The sequence below is a fragment of the Paraburkholderia sp. UYCP14C genome, assembly GCF_004197395.1.
GTDB lineage: Bacteria > Pseudomonadota > Gammaproteobacteria > Burkholderiales > Burkholderiaceae > Paraburkholderia.
The window spans coordinates 1-26,294 of record NZ_SELS01000003.1 but is presented as its reverse complement, the minus strand read 5'-3'; the positions used below and the strand labels follow the sequence as shown (position 1 = coordinate 26,294).

General features: G+C 62.6%; 19 protein-coding genes, 1 tRNA gene and 2 riboswitches. Of the genes, 12 read left to right on the top strand and 8 right to left on the bottom strand.

Annotation, left to right across the window (positions count from 1 at the left end):
- Positions 1-165 precede the first annotated feature (165 nt).
- The 5 genes from gcvP to EVC45_RS03240 form a co-directional block, all read right to left on the bottom strand.
- Positions 166-3,102, bottom strand: a complete 2,937-nt coding sequence (gene gcvP / locus EVC45_RS03260) for an aminomethyl-transferring glycine dehydrogenase (protein ID WP_129956609.1) — start codon at positions 3,100-3,102, stop codon at positions 166-168.
- Between the two features lie 94 nt (positions 3,103-3,196).
- Complete coding sequence (gcvH, locus tag EVC45_RS03255) at positions 3,197-3,577, bottom strand: glycine cleavage system protein GcvH (RefSeq protein WP_129956608.1); 381 nt, start codon at positions 3,575-3,577, stop codon at positions 3,197-3,199.
- 61 nt (positions 3,578-3,638) lie between these two features.
- Positions 3,639-4,757 carry a glycine cleavage system aminomethyltransferase GcvT gene (gene gcvT, locus EVC45_RS03250; protein WP_129956607.1) on the bottom strand — a complete coding sequence of 373 codons (1,119 nt, stop codon included), beginning with the start codon at positions 4,755-4,757 and terminating at the stop codon, positions 3,639-3,641.
- Positions 4,758-4,837: 80 nt separating this feature from the next.
- A riboswitch (glycine riboswitch) is annotated at positions 4,838-4,998 on the bottom strand.
- A 21-nt stretch (positions 4,999-5,019) separates the two neighbouring features.
- Positions 5,020-5,122: riboswitch (glycine riboswitch) on the bottom strand.
- 218 nt (positions 5,123-5,340) lie between these two features.
- On the bottom strand, positions 5,341-5,691 hold the full coding sequence (locus EVC45_RS03245) for a hypothetical protein (RefSeq protein ID WP_129956606.1): 351 nt from the start codon (positions 5,689-5,691) through the stop codon (positions 5,341-5,343).
- A gap of 218 nt (positions 5,692-5,909) precedes the next feature.
- On the bottom strand, positions 5,910-6,959 hold the full coding sequence (locus EVC45_RS03240) for an oxidoreductase (RefSeq protein WP_129956605.1): 1,050 nt from the start codon (positions 6,957-6,959) through the stop codon (positions 5,910-5,912).
- Between the two features lie 309 nt (positions 6,960-7,268).
- On the opposite strand from EVC45_RS03240, the gene EVC45_RS03235 reads away from it, so the two are divergent.
- Both EVC45_RS03235 and EVC45_RS46130 read left to right on the top strand, forming a co-directional pair.
- Complete coding sequence (locus EVC45_RS03235; protein WP_129956604.1) at positions 7,269-9,359, top strand: UvrD-helicase domain-containing protein; 2,091 nt, start codon at positions 7,269-7,271, stop codon at positions 9,357-9,359.
- The gene (locus EVC45_RS46130; RefSeq protein WP_211193360.1) at positions 9,356-9,505 is read left to right on the top strand and encodes a hypothetical protein; all 150 of its coding nucleotides are present in this window, start codon (positions 9,356-9,358) and stop codon (positions 9,503-9,505) included. The genes EVC45_RS03235 and EVC45_RS46130 overlap by 4 nt, the downstream gene beginning before the upstream one ends.
- Here the strand turns inward: EVC45_RS46130 and EVC45_RS03230 are convergent.
- Complete coding sequence (locus EVC45_RS03230) at positions 9,489-10,385, bottom strand: cytochrome c5 family protein (protein ID WP_129956603.1); 897 nt, start codon at positions 10,383-10,385, stop codon at positions 9,489-9,491. The genes EVC45_RS46130 and EVC45_RS03230 overlap by 17 nt on opposite strands.
- A gap of 309 nt (positions 10,386-10,694) precedes the next feature.
- On the opposite strand from EVC45_RS03230, the gene EVC45_RS03225 reads away from it, so the two are divergent.
- The 4 genes from EVC45_RS03225 (at position 10,695) to EVC45_RS47870 (ending at position 13,395) form a co-directional block, all read left to right on the top strand.
- Positions 10,695-10,770: transfer RNA gene (locus tag EVC45_RS03225), tRNA-Arg, on the top strand.
- Between the two features lie 179 nt (positions 10,771-10,949).
- Entirely contained in the window at positions 10,950-11,987 is a 1,038-nt protein-coding gene (locus EVC45_RS03220; protein WP_129956602.1) for a site-specific integrase, read from the top strand.
- A 363-nt stretch (positions 11,988-12,350) separates the two neighbouring features.
- The gene (locus EVC45_RS03215) at positions 12,351-12,962 is read left to right on the top strand and encodes a hypothetical protein (RefSeq protein WP_248295020.1); all 612 of its coding nucleotides are present in this window, start codon (positions 12,351-12,353) and stop codon (positions 12,960-12,962) included.
- Positions 12,931-13,395 carry a CopG family ribbon-helix-helix protein gene (locus EVC45_RS47870; protein WP_373682977.1) on the top strand — a complete coding sequence of 155 codons (465 nt, stop codon included), beginning with the start codon at positions 12,931-12,933 and terminating at the stop codon, positions 13,393-13,395. Before EVC45_RS03215 ends, EVC45_RS47870 begins: the two co-directional genes overlap by 32 nt.
- 166 nt (positions 13,396-13,561) lie before the next feature.
- On the opposite strand, the gene EVC45_RS03205 is transcribed toward EVC45_RS47870, so the two are convergent.
- The gene (locus tag EVC45_RS03205; protein WP_129956599.1) at positions 13,562-14,008 is read right to left on the bottom strand and encodes a 3'-5' exoribonuclease; all 447 of its coding nucleotides are present in this window, start codon (positions 14,006-14,008) and stop codon (positions 13,562-13,564) included.
- A gap of 542 nt (positions 14,009-14,550) precedes the next feature.
- On the opposite strand from EVC45_RS03205, the gene EVC45_RS03200 reads away from it, so the two are divergent.
- The 3 genes from EVC45_RS03200 (at position 14,551) to EVC45_RS03190 (ending at position 18,343) form a co-directional block, all read left to right on the top strand.
- Positions 14,551-14,865: a hypothetical protein gene (locus EVC45_RS03200; RefSeq protein ID WP_129956598.1), complete on the top strand. Its 315-nt coding sequence runs from the start codon at positions 14,551-14,553 to the stop codon at positions 14,863-14,865.
- A 1,301-nt stretch (positions 14,866-16,166) separates the two neighbouring features.
- Positions 16,167-16,589, top strand: coding sequence for a hypothetical protein (locus EVC45_RS03195; RefSeq protein ID WP_129956597.1), 423 nt, complete (start codon positions 16,167-16,169; stop codon positions 16,587-16,589).
- Positions 16,586-18,343, top strand: coding sequence for a ShlB/FhaC/HecB family hemolysin secretion/activation protein (locus tag EVC45_RS03190; protein WP_373682976.1), 1,758 nt, complete (start codon positions 16,586-16,588; stop codon positions 18,341-18,343). Before EVC45_RS03195 ends, EVC45_RS03190 begins: the two co-directional genes overlap by 4 nt.
- Positions 18,344-18,948: 605 nt before the next feature.
- Here the strand turns inward: EVC45_RS03190 and EVC45_RS03185 are convergent.
- Positions 18,949-21,378, bottom strand: a complete 2,430-nt coding sequence (locus EVC45_RS03185) for a filamentous hemagglutinin N-terminal domain-containing protein (protein WP_129956596.1) — start codon at positions 21,376-21,378, stop codon at positions 18,949-18,951.
- Positions 21,379-22,128: 750 nt separating this feature from the next.
- Here EVC45_RS03185 and EVC45_RS03180 point away from each other — a divergent pair.
- From EVC45_RS03180 to EVC45_RS03170, 3 genes are read left to right on the top strand one after another with little or no spacing between them, the layout of a single operon-like run.
- On the top strand, positions 22,129-22,368 hold the full coding sequence (locus EVC45_RS03180) for a type II toxin-antitoxin system ParD family antitoxin (protein ID WP_129956812.1): 240 nt from the start codon (positions 22,129-22,131) through the stop codon (positions 22,366-22,368).
- The gene (locus EVC45_RS03175; RefSeq protein WP_129956595.1) at positions 22,368-25,514 is read left to right on the top strand and encodes a CheR family methyltransferase; all 3,147 of its coding nucleotides are present in this window, start codon (positions 22,368-22,370) and stop codon (positions 25,512-25,514) included. Before EVC45_RS03180 ends, EVC45_RS03175 begins: the two co-directional genes overlap by 1 nt.
- Positions 25,515-25,517: 3 nt before the next feature.
- Positions 25,518-25,895 (top strand): response regulator, encoded by a 378-nt coding sequence (locus EVC45_RS03170; protein WP_129956594.1) that lies wholly within the window; start codon positions 25,518-25,520, stop codon positions 25,893-25,895.
- Positions 25,896-26,294: the final 399 nt, after the last annotated feature.

Sequence of the window (26,294 nt, the reverse complement as noted above, 5' to 3'; positions counted from 1 at the left end):
TCCTCATTAGGCTGATTCGGTGTGTGATGTTAGCCGGTTGCGGCTTTCGACGACAGGACCGCGCGCGGACGCTGACGGACCTTCACCGCGCCGCTTCGCTCGCCCACGCGTGCCGCCGGCGTGGCCGGCGGCGGCCGCCGCGCATGACGTCCCGCCTGCTCGCTCTTACTCGTAATCCGCGATCGGCACGCACGAGCAGAACAGATTGCGATCGCCGTACACATTGTCCGCGCGGCCGACCGGCGGCCAGTACTTGTTCGCGATCAGCGTCTTCAGCGGATAGGCGGCGGTCTCGCGCGCATACGCATGCTTCCAGTCGTCGGCGATCACGACCGCCGCCGTGTGCGGCGCGTGCTTCAGCGGATTGTCCTCGCGATCCGAATGGCCTTCCTCGACCGCGCGGATTTCCTCGCGGATCGCGATCATCGCCTCGACGAAGCGATCGAGCTCTTCCTTCGACTCCGACTCGGTCGGCTCGACCATCAGTGTGCCCGGCACCGGGAAGCTCATCGTCGGCGCGTGGAAGCCGTAGTCGGCGAGGCGCTTGGCGACGTCGTCGACGGTGATGCCGCTGGTGTCCTTGATCGGACGCAGATCGAGAATGCACTCGTGCGCGACGAGGCCGCCGGGGCCCGAGTACAGCACCGGATAGTGCGGCGCGAGCTTGTTCGCGACATAGTTCGCGTTGAGGATCGCGGTTTCGGTCGCGGCGGTCAGGTTCTTCGCGCCCATCATCGCGATGTACATCCACGAGATCGGCAGGATCGATGCCGAGCCGTACGGCGCGCCCGACACCGCGCCAATGCCTTGCGGCGCGCGCTCATAGCCCGACGAAGTCTGATTCGGCAGGAACTGCGCGAGATGCGCGCCGACCGCGACCGGACCGACGCCCGGGCCGCCGCCGCCGTGCGGAATGCAGAAGGTCTTGTGCAGGTTCAGGTGCGAGACGTCGCCGCCGAACTGCCCCGGTGCGCACAGACCGACCATCGCATTCATGTTCGCGCCGTCCACGTACACCTGGCCGCCGTGCGCATGAACGATCTCACAGATTTCGCGGACATTCTGTTCGAACACGCCATGCGTGGACGGATACGTGATCATGATCGCCGCGAGCTTGTCGGCGTGCTGCGCGGCCTTCTTCTTCAGGTCTTCGATATCGACGTTGCCCTGCGCGTCGCATGCGACGACCACGACCTGCATGCCGGCCATCTGCGCTGACGCCGGGTTCGTGCCGTGCGCCGAAGCGGGAATCAGGCAGACGTTGCGATGCGCTTCGCCGCGCGACGCGTGGTACGCGTGGATGATCAACAGACCCGCGTACTCGCCCTGCGAGCCCGCGTTCGGCTGCAGCGACACGGCCGCGTAGCCGGTCGCTGCGACCAGCATCTCTTCGAGCTGATCGATCATCTCGCGATAGCCGACGGTCTGGTCAGCCGGCGCGAACGGATGGATCTGACCGAACTCCGGCCATGTGACCGGCAGCATTTCCGAGGTCGCGTTCAGCTTCATCGTGCACGAGCCGAGCGGGATCATCGAGCGGTCGAGCGCGAGGTCCTTGTCCGACAGGCTGCGCAGATAGCGCAGCATTTCCGTTTCCGAATGATGACGGTTGAACACGTGATGCGTCAGGTACGCGCTCGTGCGTTCGAGCGCGGCCGGCACCGATGCGGTGTTCGATGCGCTCAGCGCGGCGTCGAGCGCGTCGACTTGCGGCACGTCGCTCGAGAAGGCCGCTTGCGCGAACACCGCGAGCAGGTCGGCCAGATCCTGGCGCGTGGTGGTTTCGTCGATCGACAGGCCGACTTGCGTCGCGCTCACGCGGCGCAGGTTGATGCGCTTCGCCGTGGCCGCGTCATGCAGCGCTTGCGTGCGTGCGCCGGTGTCGAACGTGAGCGTATCGAAGAAGGTTTCGTTGACGAGCTTGTAGCCGAGTTGCTTCGCGCCTTCGGCGAGCAGCGTGGCGATGCGGTTCACGCGCAGCGCGATCGTCTTCAGGCCGCGCGGGCCGTGATAGACCGCGTACATGCTCGCCATGATCGCGAGCAGCGCCTGCGCGGTACACACGTTCGAGGTCGCCTTCTCGCGGCGGATGTGCTGCTCGCGCGTTTGCAGCGCGAGACGCAGCGCGGGGTTGCCTTGCGCGTCGACGGTCACGCCGACGAGGCGCCCCGGCATCTGCCGCTTGAATTCGTCGCGCACCGCGAGGTACGCGGCATGCGGGCCGCCGAAGCCGACCGGCACGCCGAAACGCTGCGTATTGCCGACCGCGACGTCGGCGCCCCATTCGCCCGGCGGCGTCAGCACCGTCAGCGCGAGCAGGTCGGCGGCGGCGACCACATGGCCGCCCGCCGCGTGAATCGCTTCGGTCAGCGCGCGGTAGTCGCGCACGTCACCGTTCACGCCCGGGTATTGCAGCAGCACGCCGAACGCGTTGGCGTCGGCGGCTGCAGCGGCCGGGCCCACTTTCACTTCGATGCCGACCGGCGTCGCGCGCGTCTTCACGACTTCGATGGTTTGCGGCAGCACGTCGTCGGCGACGAAGAACACGTTCGACTTCGGCTTACCGACGCGTTGCAGAAGCGTCATCGCTTCGGCGGCGGCGGTCGCTTCGTCGAGCAGCGATGCGTTCGAGATCGCGAGGCCGGTCAGGTCGGTGACCATCTGCTGGAAGTTCAGCAGGGCCTCCAGACGGCCTTGGGAAATTTCAGGCTGGTATGGCGTGTACGCGGTGTACCACGCCGGATTTTCCAGCACGTTGCGCAGGATCACCGTCGGCGTGTGGGCGTTGTAATAGCCCTGGCCGATGTAGGAGCGGAACACCTGGTTCTTGTCCGCGAGCTCGCGCAGCGCGGCGAGCGCTTCGGCTTCGCTCTTCGGTTGCGCGAAGGGGCCGAGCGGCAGGGTTTCGGTGCGGCGGATCGTCTTCGGGATGACGGCGTCGATCAATGCCGCGCGCGACGCGAAGCCGAGGGCTTCGAGCATCGCTTGCTGGTCGGCCGCATCCGGGCCGATATGCCGTTCGGCGAAGGCGTCGTGCACTTCGAGCGCGGCGAGCGAGAGAGGAGTGCGGTTCATCAGACGATCCGGGTGTTCGAGCTTCATGGGTGTTCCTGGCGGCGCGGCGCGCGCCGTGGTGCGAGCGCCGCGTCTGACGGTTAAAACGAAAAGTGAATCAGGCAGTGAGTCAGGTCGCGACTCAGGCGCCGATCGACTTTGCGTACGCGTCGGCGTCGATCAGACGCTCGAGCGACGCATCGGCGGCCGGCTTGATCTTGAACAGCCAACTGTCGTACGGCGTGCTGTTGACGCTGTCCGGCGAGTCGGCGACGGTGGTGTTCGCCTCGATCACTTCGCCCGAAACCGGCGCGTAGATATCGGAAGCGGCTTTCACCGATTCGATCACGGCGACGGTGTCGCCCGCGCTCACGGACTTGCCCAGTTCCTGGACTTCGAAGAAGACGATGTCGCCGAGCGCTTCCTGCGCGTGGTCGGTGATGCCGACCGTCAGCGTGCCGTCCGCTTCGGTGCGGACCCATTCGTGCGATTCGGTGTATTTCAGATCGGCCGGGATGCTCATCGGATGCTCCTAAACGGTGTGTTCGGTAGTGTTTTGAATGTAGGGGGCGTGCGCCGGCCGCTTAGACCGCCAGCACCTTGCCATTGCGCACGAACGGCAGTTTTACCACGCTTGCGGGGCAGGCTTTGTCGCGAATCTGGACGTGCACGGTGTCGCCCGGCTGCACGCCTTTCGGCACGCGCGCGAAGGCGATCGATTCCTGCATGGTCGGCGAGAACGTGCCGCTGGTGATTTCGCCGTCGCCGTGCGGCGTGACGACCTTCTGATGCGCGCGCAGCACGCCCGCGGCCTTGCCGTTGTCCTTCAGCAGGATCAGGCCGACGAACGCGGCGCGCGAGCCGTCGGCTTCGAGCCGGCTCTTGCCGACGAAGTCGCGCGGCGAGGTGAGGTCGACGGTCCATGCGAGGCCGGCGTCGAGCGGCGAGACATTGTCGTCCATGTCCTGGCCGTACAGATTCATGCCGGCTTCGAGGCGCAGCGTGTCGCGCGCGCCGAGACCGGCTGGGCGCACGCCGTTGGCGGCGAGTGCATTCCACAGCGCTTCGACGTGGGCGGCCGGCACGATGATCTCGAAGCCGTCTTCGCCGGTGTAGCCGGTGCGCGCAACGGTCAACTCGCCGAACGGCGTGCCGTCGATGCGCGCGGCGTTGAACGGCTTCAGCGCTTCGGTCGCGGCGCGCGCGGCCGGCACGGTTTGCCACGCTTTTTCGCGCGCGTTCGGGCCTTGCACGGCGACGATCGCCAGATCGCGGCGCGGCGTGATGGTGAGGCCGAAGCCGCCTTCGGCATTGAGTTGGCTGAACCACGCGATGTCTTTGTCGGCGGTGCCGGCGTTGACGACCACGCGGAAGTGGTCTTCGGCGAAGTAATAGACGATCAGATCGTCGATCACGCCGCCGTTCGGATTCAGCATGCAGGAGTAGAGCGCGCGGCCCGGCGTTTGCAGCTTCGCGACGTTGTTCGCGAGCGCATATTCGAAAAACGCGCGGACGCGCTCGCCGATGAAGTCGACCACGCACATGTGGGACACGTCGAACATGCCGGCGTCGGTGCGCACGGCGCGATGTTCCTCGATCTGCGAGCCGTAGTTGACGGGCATGTCCCAGCCGCCGAAGTCGACCATGCGGGCATTGAGCGCGCGGTGAGCGGCGTGGAGCGGGGTGTGTTTGAGTTCGGTCATGGGGCCTCGGGCGTCTCGCGAAACAAAAAAGGCCATGCGGCGCACTGCCTCGCGGCCTTGTGCCTGCGAGCGTGGTTCTGCATGACCCCTCTGTCCTCGATACCTGAGAGATTGCGCCGCCGCGACTGGCTCGATGAGCCCGATCTGTCACGGTGAAACGCGCGCCCCTTCGGTGGGCAGCCTGCCTGCGGTGCGCGACGTGCGACGCGGATGGCTACTGCCGCTCTCCAGAGTGCGAAAAAACCGCCGGAAGGCGGGTTCTTTCGACGCGGTCGGTCCTTTTGCCTGAGAGTTTGCGGGTGTGCCCCTTCGGCGGCGCGGCCTGCGATTTTTCGCTTGCCAGCACGCTCTCCCGACGCGTGCGGCGAATGTACGCGACGGGCCGGGGCTTGTCAAATAAAGGCCCGCGAGCGGTGTGGGGGCGGGCGCGGCGGGTCGGGGCGCCAAAAAGAAAAAAGCGCGGACCGGGGGCCGCGCTTCTGAGAAGCTTGTTTCGATGCTGTCCGCCACCGCATGTTTAGCGGGAGTGGGTGCTCACCTTGAAGCTCGTGTACCGAGTCAGTTTGCCGGCTCGATTACCGGCTTACTCGCCGATCGCATGAGCCGCGTTATCCAGCTCCTGATTCAGCACACGCTGTTCGTCCGCGGACAAGCCGCCGCCATGCTGCGCGGCCATGTCGTGCGCTTCCTGACGGATCGTCTCGAGACGGTGATGCAGCGACGCGCCTTGCGGCGGCGGGTAATAGCCCTGATTCACGTGATTGTCGATACGGTGCGCGAGATTGTCGATGCGGCCGTCGACCTGATGCAGGCGCTGGTCGGCGATCTGCTGCGGAGTCGGGCCCGGATGCGGCGCGGGCGGCGGCGTCACCACGCAGGCTGCGACGGAGGTGAGCAGCGCGCATGCGGCGAGGGCACGGATGATTCGAGACATGGATTCTCCCGGAGTCGTTGTCGTATTGAGTTGCTACCCGCTAGCAACGGATGACGACGAGCGCCCGCTGACTCAGCAGAGGGCGAATTTGTAACTTTATGTTCCTTTCTGGAATGTCAGGGAAGCCCGCGCCGGCGGCCTTTGCGCAGGGAAAAGGCCGCCGGGTTTTTGGTACACAAGGCCGGGTCGCGCGGTAGTGATGCCCGGTGGCGCGGGATTCAGCGAATGCGCTCGAACGGCAGCCGCACGCCCTGTTCGGAGCTGCGCGCGGCCAGTTCGATGATCGTCATCACGTCGACCGCGTCGCGCGTGCTGACCGGAAATGCGACGCCGTTCTGGATCGCATCGGCCAATGCAATATAGAAGCCGGCGTACTCGCCGTTGCGGGTCGGCAATTCGCGCTCGACTTCCTGGTCGCCTTCGAGCACGCGCAGCACGCCGGGGGTATTGCCGGCGCCGAAGCCTTCGTCGCCCGGGTGCAGGCCGGCTTTGAGCTGGTCTTCCTGGGTGTCGAGCCCGTACTTCACGTAGCTGCCGCGTGTGCCGTGGATCGCATAGCGCGGTCCCGGCAACGCAGTCAGCGCGCTCGCGTGCAGCACGACCTCGAAGTCGTCGTAGCCGAGCTGGATGTGCACGTAGTCGGGGGCGCTGGCGTCGTCGCGATGCGAGCGCACCGTCGCCGATACGGTCTGCGGTGCGCCGAAGAGGGCGAGCGCCTGGTCGATCAGATGCGGGCCGAGATCGAACAGCAGACCGCCGCCGCGCGTCACGTCTTCGCGCCAGCGCTGGCGCACGCCCGGCCGGAAGCGGTCGAAATGCGATTCGTACTGCGTGACGCGCCCCAGTTCCACGCGCGCGAGCAGATCGCGCACGGTCAGGAAGTCGCCGTCCCAACGCCGATTGTGAAAGGGCACGAACAGCTTGCCGCGCGCGAGCGCGATATTGGCGAGCGTGTAGGCGTCGGCGGCGGACAGCGTGACCGGCTTGTCGACGACCACGTGTTTGCCGGCTTCGAGCGTGCGGCGCGCGAGGTCGAAGTGGGTGTCGTTGGGCGTCGCGATCACGATGCACTCGATCTCGTCGAGCGCGAGCAGCGCGTCGAGATCGGCGACGATTTTCGCGTGCGGATAGTCGGCGTGCGCGCGCTCGGATTGCCCGGTCGCGATCGCGGCGACGCTCGCGCGTCCGCAATGTTCGATCACCGGTGCGTGAAACGTCGCGCCGGCGAAGCCGTAGCCCATCAATCCAATCTTCAGCGATGCGGACATGCGAGTCTTCCTGGAGGAGCGGCGCGCCGCCTTGCCACCGCGGCGACGGCGCGCAATCCCGTCATTGTGGCATTTGTGGGCGGGACCGGGGGCTCAGCATCGGCGCCGGTCTTGCGCGCGGTCCTTCGGGGCGTTCGGTCAAGCGAGGCATTCAGCGCTGGTGTTCATCGAGGGCGTCCATCGCGGTGTCCGTGTTAACATCGCACCTCTCGCGCGCATTGCGCCGCGCAGCATGTCCCGGGCCATCGGCCGGCGCCTCCCGCCCGTCCGACCTCAGCGGCCCTCAACCGTGTTACCCATCCACAAACGATGTCCGCAGGCCTGAATCCCGCTCAAAGTGAAGCGGTCCGTTATCTCGACGGTCCCTGTCTCGTGCTCGCCGGTGCCGGCAGCGGCAAGACGCGCGTGATCACGCAGAAAATCGCGCACCTGATCGAAGCCAAAGGCTTCGAGCCCCGTCACATTGCCGCCGTTACGTTCACGAACAAGGCCGCGGCGGAAATGCGCGAGCGCGTCGGCAAGCTGCTCGAAGGCAAGACGCTGACCGCGCCGGGCAAGGAAGGCCGTAAGGTGCCCGTGAACCAGCTGACGGTGTGTACCTTCCACTCGCTGGGCGTGCAGATCCTGCGGCAGGAGGCGGAGCACGTCGGCCTGAAGCCGCAGTTCTCGATCATGGATTCCGACGACTGCTTCGGCATGATCCAGGAACAGGTCGGCTCGACGGACAAGGGCTTCATCCGCAAGATCCAGTCGATCATCTCGCTGTGGAAGAACGGCCTGATCATGCCCGAGCAGGCGATCGCGACCGCATCGACCGAGGACGAGCATCAGGCGGCGATCGTCTATCGCAACTACGTGGCGACGCTGCATGCGTATCAGGCGGTCGATTTCGACGATCTGATCCGCCTGCCCGCCGAACTGTTCGCGAGCAACGAGCAGGTGCGCGACCGCTGGCAGAACAAGCTGCGCTACCTGCTGATCGACGAGTATCAGGACACCAATGCGTGCCAGTACGAACTGGTGAAGCTGCTGGCCGGCAAGCGCGCGGCGTTCACGGCGGTCGGCGACGACGACCAGGCGATCTACGGCTGGCGCGGTGCGACCCTCGAAAATCTCGGCCAACTCGGCAAGGACTTCCCGAACCTGCACCTGATCAAGCTCGAGCAGAATTACCGCTCGACGGTGCGCATCCTGACCGCCGCTAACAACGTGATCGCGAACAACCCGAAGCTGTTCGAGAAGAAGCTGTGGTCCGAGCACGGCATGGGGGACACGATCACGGTGACGGGCTGCAACGACGAGGAGCACGAGGCTGAGTCGGTGGTGTTTCGCCTGTCCGCGCACAAGTTCGAGCGGCGCGCGAATTTCCGCGACTACGCGATTCTGTATCGCGGCAACTTCCAGGCGCGCATCTTCGAGCAGGTGCTGCGTCGCGAGCGGATTCCGTACGTGCTGTCGGGCGGCCAGTCGTTCTTCGACAAGGCCGAGATCAAGGACATCTGCGCGTACCTGCGTCTGATCGCCAACGCGAACGACGACCCCGCGTTCATCCGCGCGATCACGACACCACGTCGCGGCGTCGGCAATACGACGCTGGAGGCGCTCGGCGCGTTCGCGGGCCAGGCGAAGGTGTCGCTGTTCGAAGCGGTCTACATGGGTGGCATCGAGGCGCGTCTGTCGCCGCGTCAGATCGAGCCGATGCGCGCGTTCTGCGACTTCATGCAGCGCCTGACCGAGCGCGCGGAGAAGGACGCGGCGGGCACGCTACTCGACGAGTTGATGGACGCGATCCACTACGAAGCGTATCTGTACGACGCGTTCGATGAGCGCCAGGCGCAGGCGAAGTGGCAGAACGTGCTCGAGTTCGTCGAGTGGTTGAAGCGCAAGGGCACGAAGGAGGAGCCGCAGCCCGGCAGCGCCAGCGAGGCGACCGGCTACGACACCGCCGACGGCTTCGGCGACACCGGCAAGAACCTGCTCGGCCTGATCCAGACGGTGGCGCTGATGTCGATGCTCGAAGGCCGTGAGGAAGATCCGGATGCGGTGCGGCTGTCGACCGTGCATGCGTCGAAGGGGCTCGAATATCCGCACGTGTTCCTGGTCGGCGTCGAGGAAGGCATCATGCCGCATCGCGGCGGCGCGGATGACGAGCCGATCGACGATGCGCGCATCGAGGAAGAGCGCCGGCTGATGTACGTCGCGATCACGCGCGCGCAGCGCAGTCTGCATCTGAACTGGTGCAAGAAGCGCAAGCGGGCGCGGGAGACGGTCGTCTGCGAGCCGTCGCGTTTTATCAACGAGATGCTGCTCGACGATGCGCCGCCGCCGACAGCGGAAGAAGCGCCGATGTCGCCGAAGGATCGGCTCGCGAGTTTGAAGGCGCTGTTGCAGAAGGCGTGAGCGGGCTGGGCTTTGCATGGCTGCCAGGCGCGGCTAAAGGCCATTGGGCCATTGCGCACAAAAAAATCCCTGCATCGGGTTACCGCATGCAGGGATTTTTCATTTCAGCGACGGCCGATGCCGCCCGCTTTATTTCACCGCGCTGACCATGTAGTCGACCGCGGCCTTCACGTCTGCGTCCGATGCGTTCGAGCCACCCTTCGGCGGCATCGCGCCCTTGCCGTGCAGAGCGTAGTTGTAGACCGTGTCCATCGAGTCCTTCAGGCGCGGCTCCCATGCTTCCTTGTCGCCGAACTTCGGCGCATTCAGCACGCCGGCAGCGTGACAGGCTTGGCATACCTGCTGATACAGCGCCTTGCCGGCCTGCGAGGCGTCCGCGCTTTGCGCGCCGCCTGCTGCCGGTGCGGCGGTCTGCGGCACGCTGGCCATTGCGGCCATCGCCGCGGCGGCCTGGGCTGCGCCCGCGTCCGATGCACCGGCCGCGCCTGCCGCTGCCGCACCGGATGCTGCCGCCGCGCCCGCCGCCGGTTGTGCCGGCTCGGGGAAGCTCGCTCCCGAATTGTTCGCCATATACGCGACTGCGCGCGCGATCTCGAAGTCGCTGTAGTCGTCGGGGCTCGTGCCGCCGCGCGGCGGCATCGCGCCCTTGCCGGACAGCGCGGTGTGCCACAGCGTGTCGAAGCCTTGCGCGATGCGCGGCGCCCAGTCGGCCGTGTTGGTGAATTTCGGCGCGCCAGCGGCGCCCGACGCGTGACATGCCGAGCAGACCGCCTTGTAGACTTCCTCGCCGCTCTTGTAGACGCGCGGCGCGTTGGCATCGCGAATCTCGACCTGGGCGATCGGATGAATGCGGGAGGTGACTTCGGCTTCGGAGAGGGAGTCGGTGCCGGCGCCGGTGCGCGTCGAATTGTCGACGTAGACGGCGAGCAGAACGATGATGACGATCGGCACAGCAAACCCGGCGATAACCGCGGCGATGAGCTGTGCTGGGGTTTTGATTGGGGCTCCGTGTGGTGCTTCGCTCATGCTTGTCTCGTCTCCGTGGGTGTGTGAGCGGTACAGCGCGACGGCAACTTCTTGTTCTTTATCAGCCACGGACGATTATAGACGCAAGGTTTCGGCGGCGGCGAGGGGGGCCTGGGCGGTGTTCTGCAGGCGTTTACCCGGAGCGGCACGGAGAGTGGCGGGGCGCGGGGAAGACCCTGGCGCGGGCGTCGGAGGCCGTCCGGTGGACGGTTCGGCCGAAACCGGGTATCCTTGCGGTCTCTCGCGTTGGCGTGGCGTCCGTTCTGATTGACGCGCTTTCGTGAAAATTCCCCGCAGTTTTGTGGTGATGCGCCCGTAGCTCAATGGATAGAGTACTGCCCTCCGAAGGCAGGGGTTGCTGGTTCGATCCCAGCCGGGCGCGCCAAATGTCGAGCTTCTTCCACGTCGTAAATGCCTGTCGAATCAGGGGTTTAACGCACATGCGGAGACACGCTTCCGATCGGGCACCGCCCAAAACCCCACTTTATGCGCCATTTGGCGGAGAAGTGGCGGAGTCGAAAATCCCCCAGACACAACAACCAATATTCAACGTCTGGAGCAGCGATGGCAGGGATCTGGAAGCGGGGCAACTACTGGCGAGCCGAAATCCGTCGTGTCGGCTACCCGTCACAATGGCGGACGTTCGACACCAAGGCCGAGGCAGAGGCTTGGGCGCGACGCCTCGAATCGGAGATGGACCGGGGAACGTTCGTTGATAGAACCGAAGCGGAGCGCAACACGTTTGGGGATCTCCTCCGGCGCTATGCGCATGAGGTCTCGCCGCTGAAGAAGGGCGCCGCTGACGAAATTCTGCGAATCAACAAGGTGTGTCGGGATTCAATCGCGAAGTACAAGGTTGCTGCGCTGAGCGGCAAGCTGTTCTCCGAGTATCGCGACCGCCGACTCGCTGGGAATGCAGATCAACGTCCGGTCTCCGGATCAACAGTGAGCCGGGAACTAACGTTACTTTCGCACGTGCTCAATGTGGCTAGACGGGAGTGGGGCGTGCATTTGGACATCAATCCGGTATCTGTCATTCGGCGCCCTCGCGAAAATCGCGCTCGCAACCGTCGGCTTATGCCAGGCGAAGAGCAGCTGCTCCTCGCCGCGCTGGCGTTCAGTCCACGGGACAACCAAGGTCGATTTAGCGAAGGAGGTTGTCGCAATGAGTGGGCTCTTCCAGCCGTCATCCTTGCCATCGAGACGGCTATGCGTCGAGGCGAAATGCTGTCGCTGCGCTGGGACGACGTGTTCCTCAAGGAGCGATTCGTACGGCTTCACGATACGAAAAACGGCGATGCGCGTGATGTTCCGTTGTCAAGCCGGGCGGTGCTTATCTTGGAGAGTATGGTGAGACACGAGAGTGGGTGTGTGTTCCCGATAACTGGTGAGGCGCTGAAGCGAGTGTTCATCCGGGCATGCGACCGCGCTGGAATTGAAAACCTCCATTTCCATGACCTTCGTCACGAAGCTACTTCCCGTATCGCCGAGCGGCTCGACAACATATTAGAACTATCGGCTGTCACAGGTCACAAGACCGTTCAAATGCTAAAGAGGTACTACCACCCTCGAGCAAGTGACATAGCCGCCAGGCTGGGCTAAGAAGCGCTCCGCGCCGCGCAGCGGTCAGCGTCTGTCGCACCTAGCGGAGTCGCCGTCGCGGACCCTTGCGCTCGAATGCTGGCCCGGTTCGACAGTCGCCGAACCGGGCACCAACTCCACACGCGGACGCGCACCGGTCTATCGCAGAGGCGAAATCACCGACATTTTCGTGACGGTAGCTCATGCTGGGATGCGCGAGAACGTCGACATGTTGCCAGTCGGTTAGCGGACCAATCGGATATTAAGAATTTGGTTCACTGACCGTTAAACCGGGGTGTCGGCACGACATCCTTCGGTGGCCAGGTAACGTCACGACGCAGGAATACGGAGAGGCCGCACACCGCTCGGAACATGGAGAAAAGATTGAAACTGCAAAAGCAATCGATGTCATTTGCCGTTTGCGCTGGGCTACTCGCGGTATGCAGCGCAGTGTCGGCTGAGCCGCGCGCAGTGGATGCACGGCAGCTTGATATCGCTGGAGTAAAGGCCGGCATGGACTACAGCGAGGCACTTACAGCGGCTTCGAACTACTTGCACGTGCCAAAAAGTCAGTTCGCGCCTGAGAAGTATCCGAACATTAACCTAGTGACCGGAAAGAAGGATCCTCAGTGGTTCGTCTACGACAGCAACGGCACGAGGCTGACGGTATATTTTGAAGGGCGAGTTCCGCTCGACAAGGCACGACCGCTTGTCGTCTGGCTAATCCGTTATGAAGTGCCGTGGTCGCAGGACAACGCGGCAGGTATGGTGAAGTCGGCCATGGAGAAATATGGCACAGCGTCCAACGCGCCGAACACGCTACCAATGCAGTGGTGCGATAACCCTAATTCGAACACTGGCGTGGGATGCCCCAAAGACACGAGCCACGCGTTCCTTGAGCTGACGCAGACGTCGTTGGTGCTCACGGATCCCTCGTGGCAGCAGGCACGCTTCAAGTTTGTGGATGCGAAAAAAAGGGTTACGCCGGCGTTCTGACTGGGCATCCGATTCATCGCGCGGAGTGGCGCCGTACGTTAAGTGTGACCGCCTCGCAGAGCAAGGCCCTTTAGTGGTCTGCTCTGCCGCTGCTTCGTCCGTATTGGCGGGCTTTGCGCTGAAACATAAGGTTTCGAGAAACCGTCCCCGAAACCTTGACCTTTACGCCTTGATATGCACTTTGCAGGGCGTGCGCTCCACGGGTGATAGATACATGCATAGAATTTCGATTGATTTGCCTAATTCACACGTCGATGACTTGACGGTGATCGCGAAAGCCGAGCGGCGTTCACGTGCGGCTGTCATTCGTGATGCCATCGAGGCGTACTTGGCGCAGCACAAACTCGCGCGTGGCGCTGATGTATTCGGGTTGTGGAAAGACAGGAGGGGCGACGGCGTGGCGTACCAACGGGACCTTCGCTGCGAGTGGTGATTCCGATCATTCCCACGCCGGGTTTCTTCACAAAAATTCATCCCCGAAACACTGACCTTTAGCCTTGTCTGCCGATATTTCGATACAAAAGGTCAGCGAGCATCCCAAAACTTTTGACCTTTCGGGTTCGTCCCAAAAGTTTTGACCTTTCGGCACTGCCGTGCGATCAGTCCTGCATCGCGTATCGATTCACCCGTGCGTCGTGTAGCGCATGATGCCGGCCGCCATTTTGGCGAAAGTACGCTTCTGAGCGTTCGGCGCGCAGCGCGTGGCCGATGTGGCATGCCAACCAGCCATCCGGCACGTCACAGACGAGATCCACGAACAGATCCCAATCGCCCGCATAGTCGAAGCACAGCATGCGCTCCTGCTCACCATCAAACTGAGTCAGCCAAGCCAGCAGATCGGTGCGCAGCGCATCGCGCGTGAAGACCCTGCCTGGATATTGGCCGAGTTGTGGTAGCACTGCCTCCCGCACAAAAGCGGTAGCGGTCGCATCGTCATAGTCCGAACGCTCGCCGTAGAACTCCCGGCCATCGTCCGCAACGAGCGCAATCGATATCAAATCGCAGTCGATGAAATCGGTGAACTCAGTATCAACGAAAAGGCGCATGCCGACCTCATGGGGATACGGCCACTAGTTGAACGGTGCCGTTCGCTGTATGCCGGTAAACGTAGGAACATTGCCCCTTGATGCAGGCTAAGCGCGCGCGTCAAAAGCGGGATCGTGATGATGTGCGCGCTGGCCGTCGTACGCAGGAATCGATAACTTTTGATCGCGAAGAGGCACGGAAAATATTCGTGATTAATCGGCGCAGCTTCGACTACTAAGCTCGGGACGACGGAGTTCGGGGGTAAGGTGACGTAGCATTTTGCACCGCATATGTCTGCTTGGGGGCCGAACCCGGCCCGACGTAGATCGGCGGACGTGGTCGGCCATAGATCGGCCGCGTCGGACAGCAGTCGACCCTGAGCAGTCGGCGGATATACTGCACAGAACGGCGGGTGACGGTCGAACTTCGGCCGTTAGCATCAAGGCGCCTGTCCCATTGATCTTGGCCAGTTCCTTGCCCGCGGAGTTTGTCGCGTCGCGCGACTGCCTCTAAGCTGGCGCAGCCGGGTTCGCGCAACCGAAGCGCATATACGGGGATTGTCATGAAAAGAAGCGCATTTGTAAGCGTCGTAATGTCCCTACTTGTCGCGGTTCTTTTTCCATCACTGGCGCACGCGGATTCGTGCGATGAGGACGATCTTAAGAGTAAGAGCGAGGATGGCTCCTATCTGATTATGCTGTCAGGCACCGTTTATAAAGTGCTACCCGGAGACGAGATTGATAGCTCTCTATGGCTACCACCTGAGGAGGTCGTCATATGTTCGAGAGTGGTCCCGTATCAAGGTCGTAATTTTGTGATATACGACATCATCAACAAGGACGAGAACGAAAAGGTTGCGGCGATGCGGGTGCACTGAGTTGATTTCTGCGCTCGCCGTGCTGCGGCCAACCAGATCGCTGCCAAGAAAACGGGGGAATCATGAAATCTCGGGCGTTGAGCTTATGCGTGTTTGCGTTCCTAACGATGCCTCTCGCCGGTTGCATCACAAATCAGGCATTTTCGGAGCGCCTAAACACATTGGTCGGTGAACCGATTGACGAAGCTATCTCAACGTTTGGGTATCCATCAGGCGAGCGGCAGGTGGCGGGACACCACATATACGTGTGGAGCGTCGATCGGAACGGGACAATCTTTGTCCCGCAGCAGTCTTATGCGAACGGTTATTCGACAGGGCCGCTCGGGATGACAACGTATCACGCTACGGCTACCACAATGCAAGCGATACCCGTGAACTACGCCTGTGAGATCGACCTAGAGGTCGACATGGCGAACAGGATCAGGTCGTACCAGTTCAGCGGTAATCAGGGCGGCTGTCGTCCGTTTTATTCTCGACTAGGGGCGAGGCTGAGGGAGGATGACGGTCGAACGTGCGTCACCTACGCGGGCCAGACGTCTTGCAAGTAAGTGGTCCAGTGATGTCGCGCGATCAATGCGCGATCCTGGCAGGCACCATTCGCTCCGTGATGAGCGGCTCCGCAATTCACCGCGCTGCCGAACGGAAATCAGCAGGACGTACGATGCTCAGAGTCGGCAATGAGCCAACAAGCGGCCACTCCGTTTAACGTGGCCGCTGACCGCTACTGGCCGCGTGCGGAAGTTCGGGGAATGCACTATGGCCACCGCGGATCCGTCCATCGGTGAGCGTACGTAGTCGGCTTCGTCTATCTTCGGGAACAGATACCGGACAGCTCGACCAAAGACGTGACAGCAATCTTGAGCGAAAGCACTGATCACCGACTGTTTGCAGGCTTGACTGACTCGGACGTTCAGCATCTCAGTGTCAAAGCCAACAGATCAACTGGCCCCCAGCAGATATTATGGGCATTTCGGGTTTGGCGAGTATCCGTCGCATACAGATCTGGCCCACTGGATCGTGCCCGCCGCAACCAGAAGAGAGCTCAAAGCGGCACGTACCTCGTTTCAATGCACTTGTATAACTAGGTCGGCTCATTAAGCCTGTTGGACCCCGTGCTACTCGGTTCGGCGATTCCTGGCGAAAGCGATACTCTCGGCAGAGCTCAGGAATTGCGCGTCGAGCTGAACCTGGAACACCCAGCAGACACATCGCTGCGATAACGGCTTACTTTGCATGTCCGGGGAAACGTCACGCAGGAGTCCCGAGGCCGTGCATTGACCGCATTTACCTGGACTCACTTCGTGACGACGCAAGTTGAATTACATCCCTGTTCAGTCGGCGCGTTGCCAACAAAGGTTCGACTGTACTCGGAACGAACGAACAGATCGGAGGTCACCAGTGCGGACTACGCACTTGAATCGACGATTTGCCTGGAGATGCTCGCCCGGGTGGCGCTGGCAAGCGTTTCACCCATGTTGCTCGCCGAAAACAGAGATGGGCGAAACCTCTCCTATGCATTGGACCACCCCCCAACATCCAAGAAATCTGGGCCCGGTTCGATCGGAGTAAAGGAAGTACGTTCCCGGCTCAGCGAACTGGGGCCGAACGCGACTCAAGAGATCACCAATTTCTGCACGGCTCACTTCAACAAACGCAACGCGGAGTTGCATTCTGGCGAGTTGGTATTTCATGGATACGGGTCTTCGGCTTGGCAACCTCGATGAAACCGCGATCCGCCGACTGCACGCGTCTTCTGATAATCGCGGCGTGCATCGCCGTCATCACGCATATCTCGCCGGCGGCGGCGCAGGCATGGCGCGACCTGGCGCCGCGGCCCACCCCATCGGTGCCGCGAAGTGCATCGTCATCATCGTCATCAGAAACGCAGATCGAGTCCGCGCGGATCGCTGTCGAGCGGCTGGCCGGGCTCATCTTCGAATCCGCCGGCGCGTCTACGGCTCCATCGCCGACGCCGGCAGCACCCATCGTCGCGCGAGGACTGCCGGTACTCGACGACGCCTTCCTGCAGAGCTTCGCGACGGACCTCGACAAGCCGCTGACTTTCGGCCGCCTCGCCGAAATACGCCGCGCGGTGGTCGCGCACTACCGGGCGGCGGGAAAACCGCTCGTCGACGTCTACGTGCCGGAACAGGACGTCAGTTCGGGCGTCGTGCGTATCGCCATTGCCGAATTCAAGCTGGGCCGGGTTCATGCAAGCGGCAACACCTACTTTTCAAACAGGCTCCTCGAACGTGAAATGCCGCTCGAGCCCGGCGCACCGATCCCGCAAGCGGCGGTGTCGAAGGGGCTCGCAGTGCTGAACGGGAATCCTTATCGACGGGTCGATGCTGTGTTCGCGCCCGGCGATACCGCGGATACCACCGACGTCGTGTTGCAAACCGAAGATCGTCTGCCGCTTCGCGTCAACGCGGGTTACGACAACGAAGGCGTGCCCGACCTCGGCCGCGACCGTTTTTTTGCAGGCATTGGCTACGGCAACCTGTTTGGTCTCGATCAGCAGATCGCCTATCAATTCACGGCCAGTAACGATTTCTTTAGCGGCAATCCGGATATCGAAGGCCGCCCCAACCGCGCCCGCTTCACCGCGCACGCGCTGAACTACACGGCGCCGCTGCCATGGCTCGACAGTATCGAGTTGTTCGGTGTCTACGCGCAAAGCACGCCACGCCTGCCCGACACGTATGGTCAAACGGGTATTTCCGCGCAGCTTAGCTTTCGCTACGACTTGCGCTTGCCGACCATCACGGACACGGCTCAGTTGATCCAGATCGGATACGACTTCAAGCGGAGCAACAACGACCTGGAATTCGGCGGCTCGCAGGTTTTCAACTCGAAGACGCACATCCATCAGTTCGTGCTGGCTTACGACATCAGCAAGCCGACCGAGGTTGGCACGGCGCACGCCGCGGCGACACTCGTCGCCAGTCCGGGCGGATTCGATGGCAACAACCAGGACGCGGCATTCAACGCCGCGCGGCAGGGCGCGACGACCCGGTACATCTATATGCAGTTGACGGCGTCCCGCGCCACCGCGCTTGGGGCTGGCTTCACGCTGATCACGAACGGAACGTTTCAGTGGACTCCGAACACGTTATTGCCGAGCGAGGAGATGGGCCTCGGCGGGGAATCCAGCGTCAGAGGCTACGATCCATACGTCACGCTGGGTGATCGGGGCTGGAACATCCAGACCGAGGTGCGTACGCCCGCGATCCCGTTCGGCGCGAGCAATGCGGCCGTGCAACCCTTCGTGTTTTTCGATGCGGGCCGCGTATGGAACACGATCGACCAGCCGGCGGAAAATAACCCCGGTCTGCTCGCGGGCGTCGGCGCGGGCGTGCGCTTCCAATGGTCGCGGTTTGTGGATTTGCGCTGTACGTATGGCGCGCCGTTACGCTCGGCGACGTCAAACGGCTCGAAGGCGCCGATAGTGCTGTTGTATGTGTCGGTCGGAACGTGAACCGTCGATGGTCAACGTCTAGCCGCGCCAACGGGTCATCCGTCGTCAGCCCCGGTTAAGCGTCGCACACTGCGCGGTCGAGCGCCGCATTTTGGGTCGGTCAATCGACTCTTAGCTACCAGGCCCCGGTGGCCCTCAGGGACCTTGCGGCATGTCAGAAAGTTTGGAATGCGAGATCCGCGCACAATCGCGAAACCCTCATTCACAGGGCGTCAGAGTGGCACAAGACACAATGGGCGTCGCGTGGCGTGCCCGGCGTGCGTCAACGGCGGCGACGCGCACGAGACCCACCGGCCACACGGCGGCCGTGGTTACGTCGATGGCACGGGGCGCTCCGTCCGCACTCAACGGATAAGGATGGATCCGTGCCGCCGGCCCCGCCCTGACAGCGATCGGCACGCCGATCGTGTTATATCGCGCCAAGCCATCCCGGAACGCCTCCCAGGCAAGCTTGACGCGATCGCCGACCAGGAAGACGCGGCGCGGACGCATGGATGTCGTACTCGGTGTTGCCTCCATCGCCGCGCTACCCAGGACGCAAGTTTGTGGGCAAGATCATCCCGCGTCCAAAGCACGCATGCAGCCCTACTGACTGAGTCCGGGTGTCATTGCGCCAGTTGCCAGCGCAGCACCGGATGCGTCGCGCCGGCAGGCATCGCCCACACCCCCGTCGGGCTGAAGTCATACCCCACGAACGAAGTTGGCGTGCTCATCTGAGCGGTGGTCAGCCCGTTCGCCGTGGGAATCGGCGTACCGTATTTGACGCCTATTGTGGCGCCCGTGGTGCTGGTGTTCCAGTACACATCGTTCGCAATCGTGCCTACGTTGTCCCGCGCGATGCCGAACGATCCATACAACGGCTGGATGACCGGACCCGTTGCGAATGACTGGGTGATTGTCCCTGAGTTTTCGACGACGAGGGCGGCCCCGCCGCAATGCGTATTGGTGGGGCGGCATCCCCCATACCTTGTCGTGCCCGTTGCGTAAGACTGGCTGATCGTGCCACTGTTAGAGCCAACGAGGCCGCCACCGCCCGTATTGAAATAACCCCCCACTGTGACAGACCCCGTGGCGAACGACTGGCTGATCAGGCCGCTATTCACGCCCACCAGACCACCGCTCGACCCCGGCGAGAGCACATCGGCGCTGCTCGAAGAACGCAGGACCGAGCCGGCGTTGACGCCCACGAGCCCACCGGTTGCCCCACTGTCAAAAAGGCTCCGGTTGCCATATCCGGTGACCGTGCCGGCCGTGCTCACGCGCAGGACAGTACCGTTGTTCAGGCCGGCGAGTATGCCCATATCGAAGTCCGCCGTCGATACGAGCCCGCTCACGTTTGCCGCGTTCGCCGTGCCCGAAATGTCGAGGTTGCGCACGACGCCTTGAGTACCGATCACACCGAACATGCCCACTAGTGGCTGTGGTTCGGTCACGGAGTACAACAAGCCGCCCAGTGTGAGCGAGGCGATCGTATTGCCTTGTCCGTCGAACTGCCCCGTGAACGGTGTGTTGCTATTGCCGATCGGAACGAAGGGGCTGTTGCTCGTCGCGCTCGCATCGATGTTCCTCCCGAGCGCGTAGTTACCGGTGAGATCGTTGCCAACCTTCGTCAGATCGGTCAGGGAGTTCACAAGCCTGTATGCGGTAATCTGCGTAACGAGGCCGCTGAATGCGGAGGGTTTCCATGTCGGGTTACCCAACTGGGTACCGGCAACGTATGTGCCGTTCATGTCGTAGAAAGCACTCAGCGCTCCGGTGCTCTTCGACCAGTCGAGCGTGCCGTTATTGGCGACGGTGCCGCCGTTGTCGATGCCGGTTGCGTCGGCGCGCAAGCTGAGATTGCCCGCGCCCTGGTTCGCGATCGTCGCGCCTTTCCCGATCGACACGTTGCGGTACGCGTCGAGCGTCAGCGAAGCGGCACCGCTCCATTTCAGGTTCGATGCGACGTTGATGTTTCCCGTCGCGCCTGTCGTGGTCACATTGACGGAAGTGCCTGAATTCAGGCTGCCGCCCAGTGCGCGTGCAGCGGATTGGTCGATCGTGAAGGCCGGCGTCGAAAGATTCCATTCGCCCGCATGCACGGCTGCCTTGGCGCCGAACGCCGCCTGCACCGCGTCGGTGTCGACCGTTCCGCCGCTGCCGTTCGCGTTGGTGGCCGTGATCACGCCCGACTGCTCGACCCTACCTTTGTCGGCGACAAGCCACACATGGCCGTCGCGATTCGCCGTGCCCGTCGCCCGGATGCGCGTGCCACCGCCGGCGAGCGCGAACACGTTGCCGTCGGCAGCCTGCAGGCTGATCTGGGCGCCTACAATGCTTCCGCTGTTGACGACCGTACCCTGGCTGCCGGTCTGAACGAACACCTGTTTGCTGCTGGCCGAGTCCTGCAATAGCACCTGTTCACCGGCGGCCAGTTCAGCCGTGCCGTTCGGCGCCGTGATAGAGCCCGCGTTGATCACGACGCGTCGTGAGATCAGGAAAATCTCGCCGCCGGTCGAACTGATCTTGCCGAGGTTGATCACGCTTGCGTCCGAATTGCCCGACAGAACAAGTGCGCCGCCGTTCATGAACGCGCTGTCGCTTGCGTCCAGGGTGGATGCAACGAAGCGTCCGCCCGTCGTCACCGTTCCGGATGGCCCCACGACGACGCCCTGCGGATTGATGACATACAGGCTGCCCGTTGCGCTGAGTCTGCCGAGGATGGCGGAGGGTGAACCACCCGTCACCCGGTTCAGCGTCGCGCCGTTGCCGTTATTGAACGTGACGCTGTTGTTCGCGCCGATCGAGAAGCTGTTCCAGTCAATCACACCGCGTGTCGAACCTGGTTGTGTGATCACCACTCCGTTGCTCGTGCCCGCTATCGTACCGGTGCCGGCAACGTACCGGCCGCCCGTTGGTAGGATGCCTCCCGCGCATGCCATGTGCGTCGAGCAGAGTTCAGCGAGCGAAATGCCGATCGCGAGCCAGATGGGTCGGGCTGAATACTGACGATGCGGTATGCGTCGCGGGGGCCGAGACACTACTGGACGTGTCATACATCCCTCTTTCCGCTTGGGCGCGGACTAGTTGCCGAATGATCTTCCGATGTGTCATCTACCGTCGGCTGAACCGTAGAGCATCTATAGACGGATCAGAGACCTTGCTCGACTTTTATGTTCGGTAGCGCACAAAAGGCTTCCCGCGATGCGTAATAGAGGTTCGCGCTTCCGGTAACGCAAGAAAGTGGTGATGCCCTCAGGACGACGTGGCCGCGCGAAGGCTTTACCGGTCCTACGCAACCATGGGTCGTGCGCATGTCATTCGTGCTGTTCGTGTTCGTCTGGTTTTGGGAGATGGAGCAGCATCTGCAACTGGTGAGCGGATAACGCTCTCGGGCGCAGATCTTCAGCGCGGGACGCCCGAACTCGATTACTTCGGAGCATAAATGCCGCCACACCGCGGTTGGCCGACCTCTGCCTGACGGCGATCGGCCGCACGCGACCCCTAGCCGTCCTTCGACGCGACGCGAGCGCTACGGCAGCTGTCAGAATTCGAGCGGTCATTTGAGAACCCGTCCAGACCGGCGGGTCCGAACATTCGGGGGCTGTTCCGGACCGGTAGTCCCTGACAATTTCAATGCGCGGCTCAAGCAGGCGCAGACCGTCGAGCGACGCATCGCATGCCGCGCGAACTACGTCACGCGCGCTTTGCCGCTCGATCCCGCTTTTGCTTCCCCACTGAAAGATTGGTCGCGCACGCCGCAGAAGGGTAGTATAAAGCGTTACCCAATCCGCTCCGAGGCACTCATGCCGCCCAAACATTCGCTCAGCATCAGCCTGACGGAGCATCTCGCTTCGTTCATCAAAATGGAGGTTGCTTCCGGTCGCTACAGCACGGCCAGCGAGGTCGTGCGTGCAGGGCTGCGTCTGCTACAGGAGGGGGCTCCGGGCGGCACGGCCTCGGACAGCAGTGGTGATACATCGACGCTTAGCTCCGAAGACCGCGCGCGTGTGGGCGACCACGCCGCGCTGGCGGGAAAATCATAATGCAGGTCAATAACTTTCCGGTGGTAGGCGTGGGCGCCTCCGCGGGGGCCGTGGAGGCACTCGAAGGTTTTTTCCGTGGCATGCCGGAAGAGCCCGGCCTTGCGTTCGTGATCGTCACGCACCTGAGCCCGGACCGGGAAAGTCTGCTGCCGGAGATCGTCTCGCGGTTTACCTCGATGCCGGTGCACGCCATTACCGATGGCATGCAGATCGAGAACAATAATGTGTACCTGTTACCGATGGACGCGGTGCTGAGCATCGAGAAAGGGGCGCTCCGCGTTCAACCCCAGGACATTCACCGGCGGGAACGCAGGCTGATCGATGTTCTGTTCAGCAGCCTCGCGGCTGACATTGGCGAACTCTCTGTCGGTGTCGTACTGTCCGGCGGAGACTCAGATGGCACGTTAGGCATCAAGGCCATCAAGGAGCGAGGCGGGCTGACGATCGCGCAGACGCCCGACGGCTTCGGTCCGCAGCATCCCGACATGCCCGGCAGCGCCATCTCCACGGGACTGGTCGATTTCGCGATGCCCGTCGGGCAGATGGGCGCAAAGCTCGCCTCCTTTGCAGCGGGTGCCTTCATGCTCGACGGGCTTGGCGGAAATGCCGGTGCGCAGGCTCAACCGACGGAATTCGACGACGCGCGCGAAGCCATCTACGCAATCCTGCGCAACCAGATCGGACACGATTTCAGCGGCTACAAGGTCAAGACTTTCGTGCGCCGTGTGCAGCGGCGCATGCAGGTCCTGGAGATCCAGACGCCTGAAGCCTACGTGGCCCGGCTATCGACGGACCCGGAAGAAGTTACGGCCCTCTTTCGCGACCTGCTCATCAACGTCACCAGCTTCTTTCGCGATCCACAGGCGTTTGACGCGCTCGCCAGTAAGGTTATTCCGGAACTGTTCGAAGGGCGTAGTTCGGCCGACACCGTGCGGGTGTGGGTGCCGGGCTGCGCGACCGGCGAAGAAGTTTATTCGATCGCGATGCTCATGCGTGAGCAGTTTGACGGTCGCGACGATACCCCGCGTGTGCAGATCTTTGCGACCGATATCGACGATGCCGCGCTCGCTGTTGCACGCGCGGCCCGTTATCCCCTCGCCCTGCTCGACGGCGTCTCGGAAGAGCGGCGGCGGCGCTTCTTCCGGCTCGATGGCAGCAGTTATGTGCTCGCCAAGGAAGCGCGCGATCTGTGCATTTTCTCACCGCACAGTGTCATTCGTGACCCGCCCTTTTCCCGTATTGACCTCGTGTCCTGCCGCAATCTTCTGATCTACATGGGCACCGACATCCAGAATCAGATGATTCCGACGTTTCACTATGCGCTGCGTCCGGGTGGCTACCTTTTCCTCGGCACGTCGGAGAACGTCAGCCAGTTCGACGAGCTCTTCGTGCCCGTGGAGAAGAAGCACCGGATCTTCCGCCGACGGGCCGATGTCTCGCCGCAGATCCGCCTGCCCTTGACGATTTCTTCCTTGCGCATCGGGCATCCGGCCGTGCTCGCGCCGGGTCGGCCTGCGCTGGGAAGTGGAGCGCTGCGTCATATGGTGGATACGCACATGCTCGAGCGGTTCACGCCCCCGCACCTGCTGGCCACGCGCGATGGCGACATCCTCTACTTCTCAGCCCGCACCGGCAAATACCTGGAGGCCGCGCCGGGCGTACCGTCACGCCAGCTGTTTGCGATGGCGCGCAAGGGGCTTGGCCTCGATCTGCGGTCGGTCTTCCGCGAAGCGGCGGAGTCAGGAAGAGCCGCTACGCGTGAGGGGGTGGCAGTCGAGGGGGAAGACGGCCGGGTACAGATCATCAGCCTGACGGTCGAACCGCTGCCCGGACACACCCACGACGACAGGATGTATCTCGTCGTCTTCATTGACCAGGGACCGGGGCTAACGCGCGAGGAGGCCATCCTGCGCGCGCAGGTGCCACGCGATGGCACGGTGGCCGAGGCCGAAAAAGAACTGCGTGACACGCGCGAACGATTGCAGTCGATGATCGAGGAATACGAGACCGCGCTCGAGGAACTGAAATCGTCGAACGAGGAACTCGTCTCAGTCAACGAGGAACTGCAGTCGTCCAACGAGGAACTTGAGGCATCGAAAGAAGAGCTGGTTTCGCTCAACGAGGAGCTGCACACCGTCAATCTTGAGCTGAACGGCAAGATCGATGCGCTTGACCGGGCGAACACCGATCTGCAGAACCTGTTCGAAAGCACGTCGGTGGCAACCGTGTTTCTGGACCGCGACCTGGTGATCCGTTCATTCACGCCGGCGATGAGCGGCATCTTTCACATCCGCCCCACAGATCGGGGGCGCCCCATCACGGAACTCGCCAGCCGCCTGGAGCTGCCCGGGCTCAAAGAGGATATCGCGGCGGTCTATGAGAGCAATGCGCCGCGCGAACGACACGTGAGCAGCAACGATGGAACGACACACTTTCTGGTACGGATCGCGCCGTATCGCAACGGCGAACGCGCAACCGATGGTGTGGTGGTTGCATTTGTGGACGTCACGGGCATGATACATGCTGAAGAACGGCAGGACGTCCTCATTGCCGAGTTGCAGCATCGCACGCGCAATCTGCTGGCGGTGATCCAGTCGATAGCACAGCAGACCCTGCCAGCCGATGCTTCGCTCGAGACGTTCAGCAGCCGTCTTGCTGCGCTCGGACGTCTGCAGGGGCTCATTGGTGAAGGGAACGGCGACCTGATCAACCTGCGCGACATCGTGCGGCTGGAATTCGATGCACTCGGGGTGGCGGACAGCGACCGCATAGCGGTGACCGGTGCGCCCGTACCGCTAGGATTCCGCAATGTACAGACGGTCGCGCTGGTACTGCACGAGCTGGCGACCAACGCCGTCAAGTACGGTGCGCTTAGGGATGAACAAGCACGACTCGAAGTCAGATGGAAGGTGCAGCGTGCCGCGTCGGGAGCTGCTTTGCTCGTGATTGACTGGACTGAGAGCGGCCTGCGGACAGTGCCCGACTCGTCGCGAACAGGCTTCGGCCGGCGCCTGATCGAGAAAGCCCTTCAGTTCACGTTGCAGGCGAGTACTGAACTGGCGTTCAATACGGACGGGGTTTCATGTCATATCGAGATACCGTTGCCATCGCCGCTCTTGCGCAGCAGCGCTCTCCATGAAGGGTAGAAAATGGGCAGTGTTGGCAAATTGTTGCAGGGCCAGAGAATCCTGGTGGTCGAAGACGACTACCTGGTTGCGCTGGCTCTGTCCAGCGCACTCGAAGACGCGGGGGCAAGCGTGATTGGACCGATCGCAGGAGCCCAGGAGGCGATCGCCCTGATTGAACAGGGCAGGGAGCATGTTGACGCCGCGATTCTGGACGTGGACCTGAACGGCGAGAAGTCATATGGCATCGCAGATGCACTGGCATCGCGGAACATCCGCTTCCTGTTCGCAACCGGATATGGCGCCGAAGCAGTAGATGGCCGGTACCGACAGTATGCACGGTGTCAGAAGCCGTTCGACCATCAGGCGCTTTTCAGGGCGCTGATGGTCGGCGCGCAATAGACGGTTCGTTCGATGACCGACTGGTTGGACAGCCGCGATGATGGAAATCCGCGGAGCCGACAGCGTCGTGCGGCTGAAAAGCCGTCACACCCGATCTCGATTCCCTGTTCAGCGACGTAGCTGCCAGCCGTCTCCCGCAATGCTTATGGCACGGGATGAATGCCACGTAAATGCTATCCAGTTGCTGCTTTGAGAGATGAAGCCTGCTTGTGACAGAAAATGGGTGATCAGCCTTAGACGGAGCCGCGTGTCGGATGACCGTTGCCAAGGCTGATGAGGCCGTTCGGACGTCGCCTAGGGCATAACGGCGAACGTCCCTTCATGGCCGAGGCTGTGTAAAAACGCACTGATCGCCTAGACTGAATCAACCCGTTGTTGCGAGAGGCGAAGATGGGGCGA

What these genes read in the sequence shown, in the direction of transcription:
- EVC45_RS03240 (WP_129956605.1), bottom strand. Translation starts at nt 6,959, where the DNA reads ATGTCCGCATCGCTGAAGATTGGATTGATGGGCTACGGCTTCGCCGGC.
- EVC45_RS03245 (WP_129956606.1), bottom strand. Translation starts at nt 5,691, where the DNA reads ATGTCTCGAATCATCCGTGCCCTCGCCGCATGCGCGCTGCTCACCTCC.
- EVC45_RS03175 (WP_129956595.1), top strand. Translation starts at nt 22,368, where the DNA reads ATGCAGGTCAATAACTTTCCGGTGGTAGGCGTGGGCGCCTCCGCGGGG.
- gcvP (WP_129956609.1), bottom strand. Translation starts at nt 3,102, where the DNA reads ATGAAGCTCGAACACCCGGATCGTCTGATGAACCGCACTCCTCTCTCG.
- gcvT (WP_129956607.1), bottom strand. Translation starts at nt 4,757, where the DNA reads ATGACCGAACTCAAACACACCCCGCTCCACGCCGCTCACCGCGCGCTC.
- EVC45_RS03230 (WP_129956603.1), bottom strand. Translation starts at nt 10,385, where the DNA reads ATGAGCGAAGCACCACACGGAGCCCCAATCAAAACCCCAGCACAGCTC.
- EVC45_RS47870 (WP_373682977.1), top strand. Translation starts at nt 12,931, where the DNA reads ATGCGAAAAAAAGGGTTACGCCGGCGTTCTGACTGGGCATCCGATTCA.
- EVC45_RS03170 (WP_129956594.1), top strand. Translation starts at nt 25,518, where the DNA reads ATGGGCAGTGTTGGCAAATTGTTGCAGGGCCAGAGAATCCTGGTGGTC.
- EVC45_RS03185 (WP_129956596.1), bottom strand. Translation starts at nt 21,378, where the DNA reads ATGACACGTCCAGTAGTGTCTCGGCCCCCGCGACGCATACCGCATCGT.
- EVC45_RS03200 (WP_129956598.1), top strand. Translation starts at nt 14,551, where the DNA reads ATGAAAAGAAGCGCATTTGTAAGCGTCGTAATGTCCCTACTTGTCGCG.
- EVC45_RS03220 (WP_129956602.1), top strand. Translation starts at nt 10,950, where the DNA reads ATGGCAGGGATCTGGAAGCGGGGCAACTACTGGCGAGCCGAAATCCGT.
- EVC45_RS03180 (WP_129956812.1), top strand. Translation starts at nt 22,129, where the DNA reads ATGCCGCCCAAACATTCGCTCAGCATCAGCCTGACGGAGCATCTCGCT.
- gcvH (WP_129956608.1), bottom strand. Translation starts at nt 3,577, where the DNA reads ATGAGCATCCCGGCCGATCTGAAATACACCGAATCGCACGAATGGGTC.
- EVC45_RS03190 (WP_373682976.1), top strand. Translation starts at nt 16,586, where the DNA reads ATGAAACCGCGATCCGCCGACTGCACGCGTCTTCTGATAATCGCGGCG.
- EVC45_RS03205 (WP_129956599.1), bottom strand. Translation starts at nt 14,008, where the DNA reads ATGCGCCTTTTCGTTGATACTGAGTTCACCGATTTCATCGACTGCGAT.
- EVC45_RS03235 (WP_129956604.1), top strand. Translation starts at nt 7,269, where the DNA reads ATGTCCGCAGGCCTGAATCCCGCTCAAAGTGAAGCGGTCCGTTATCTC.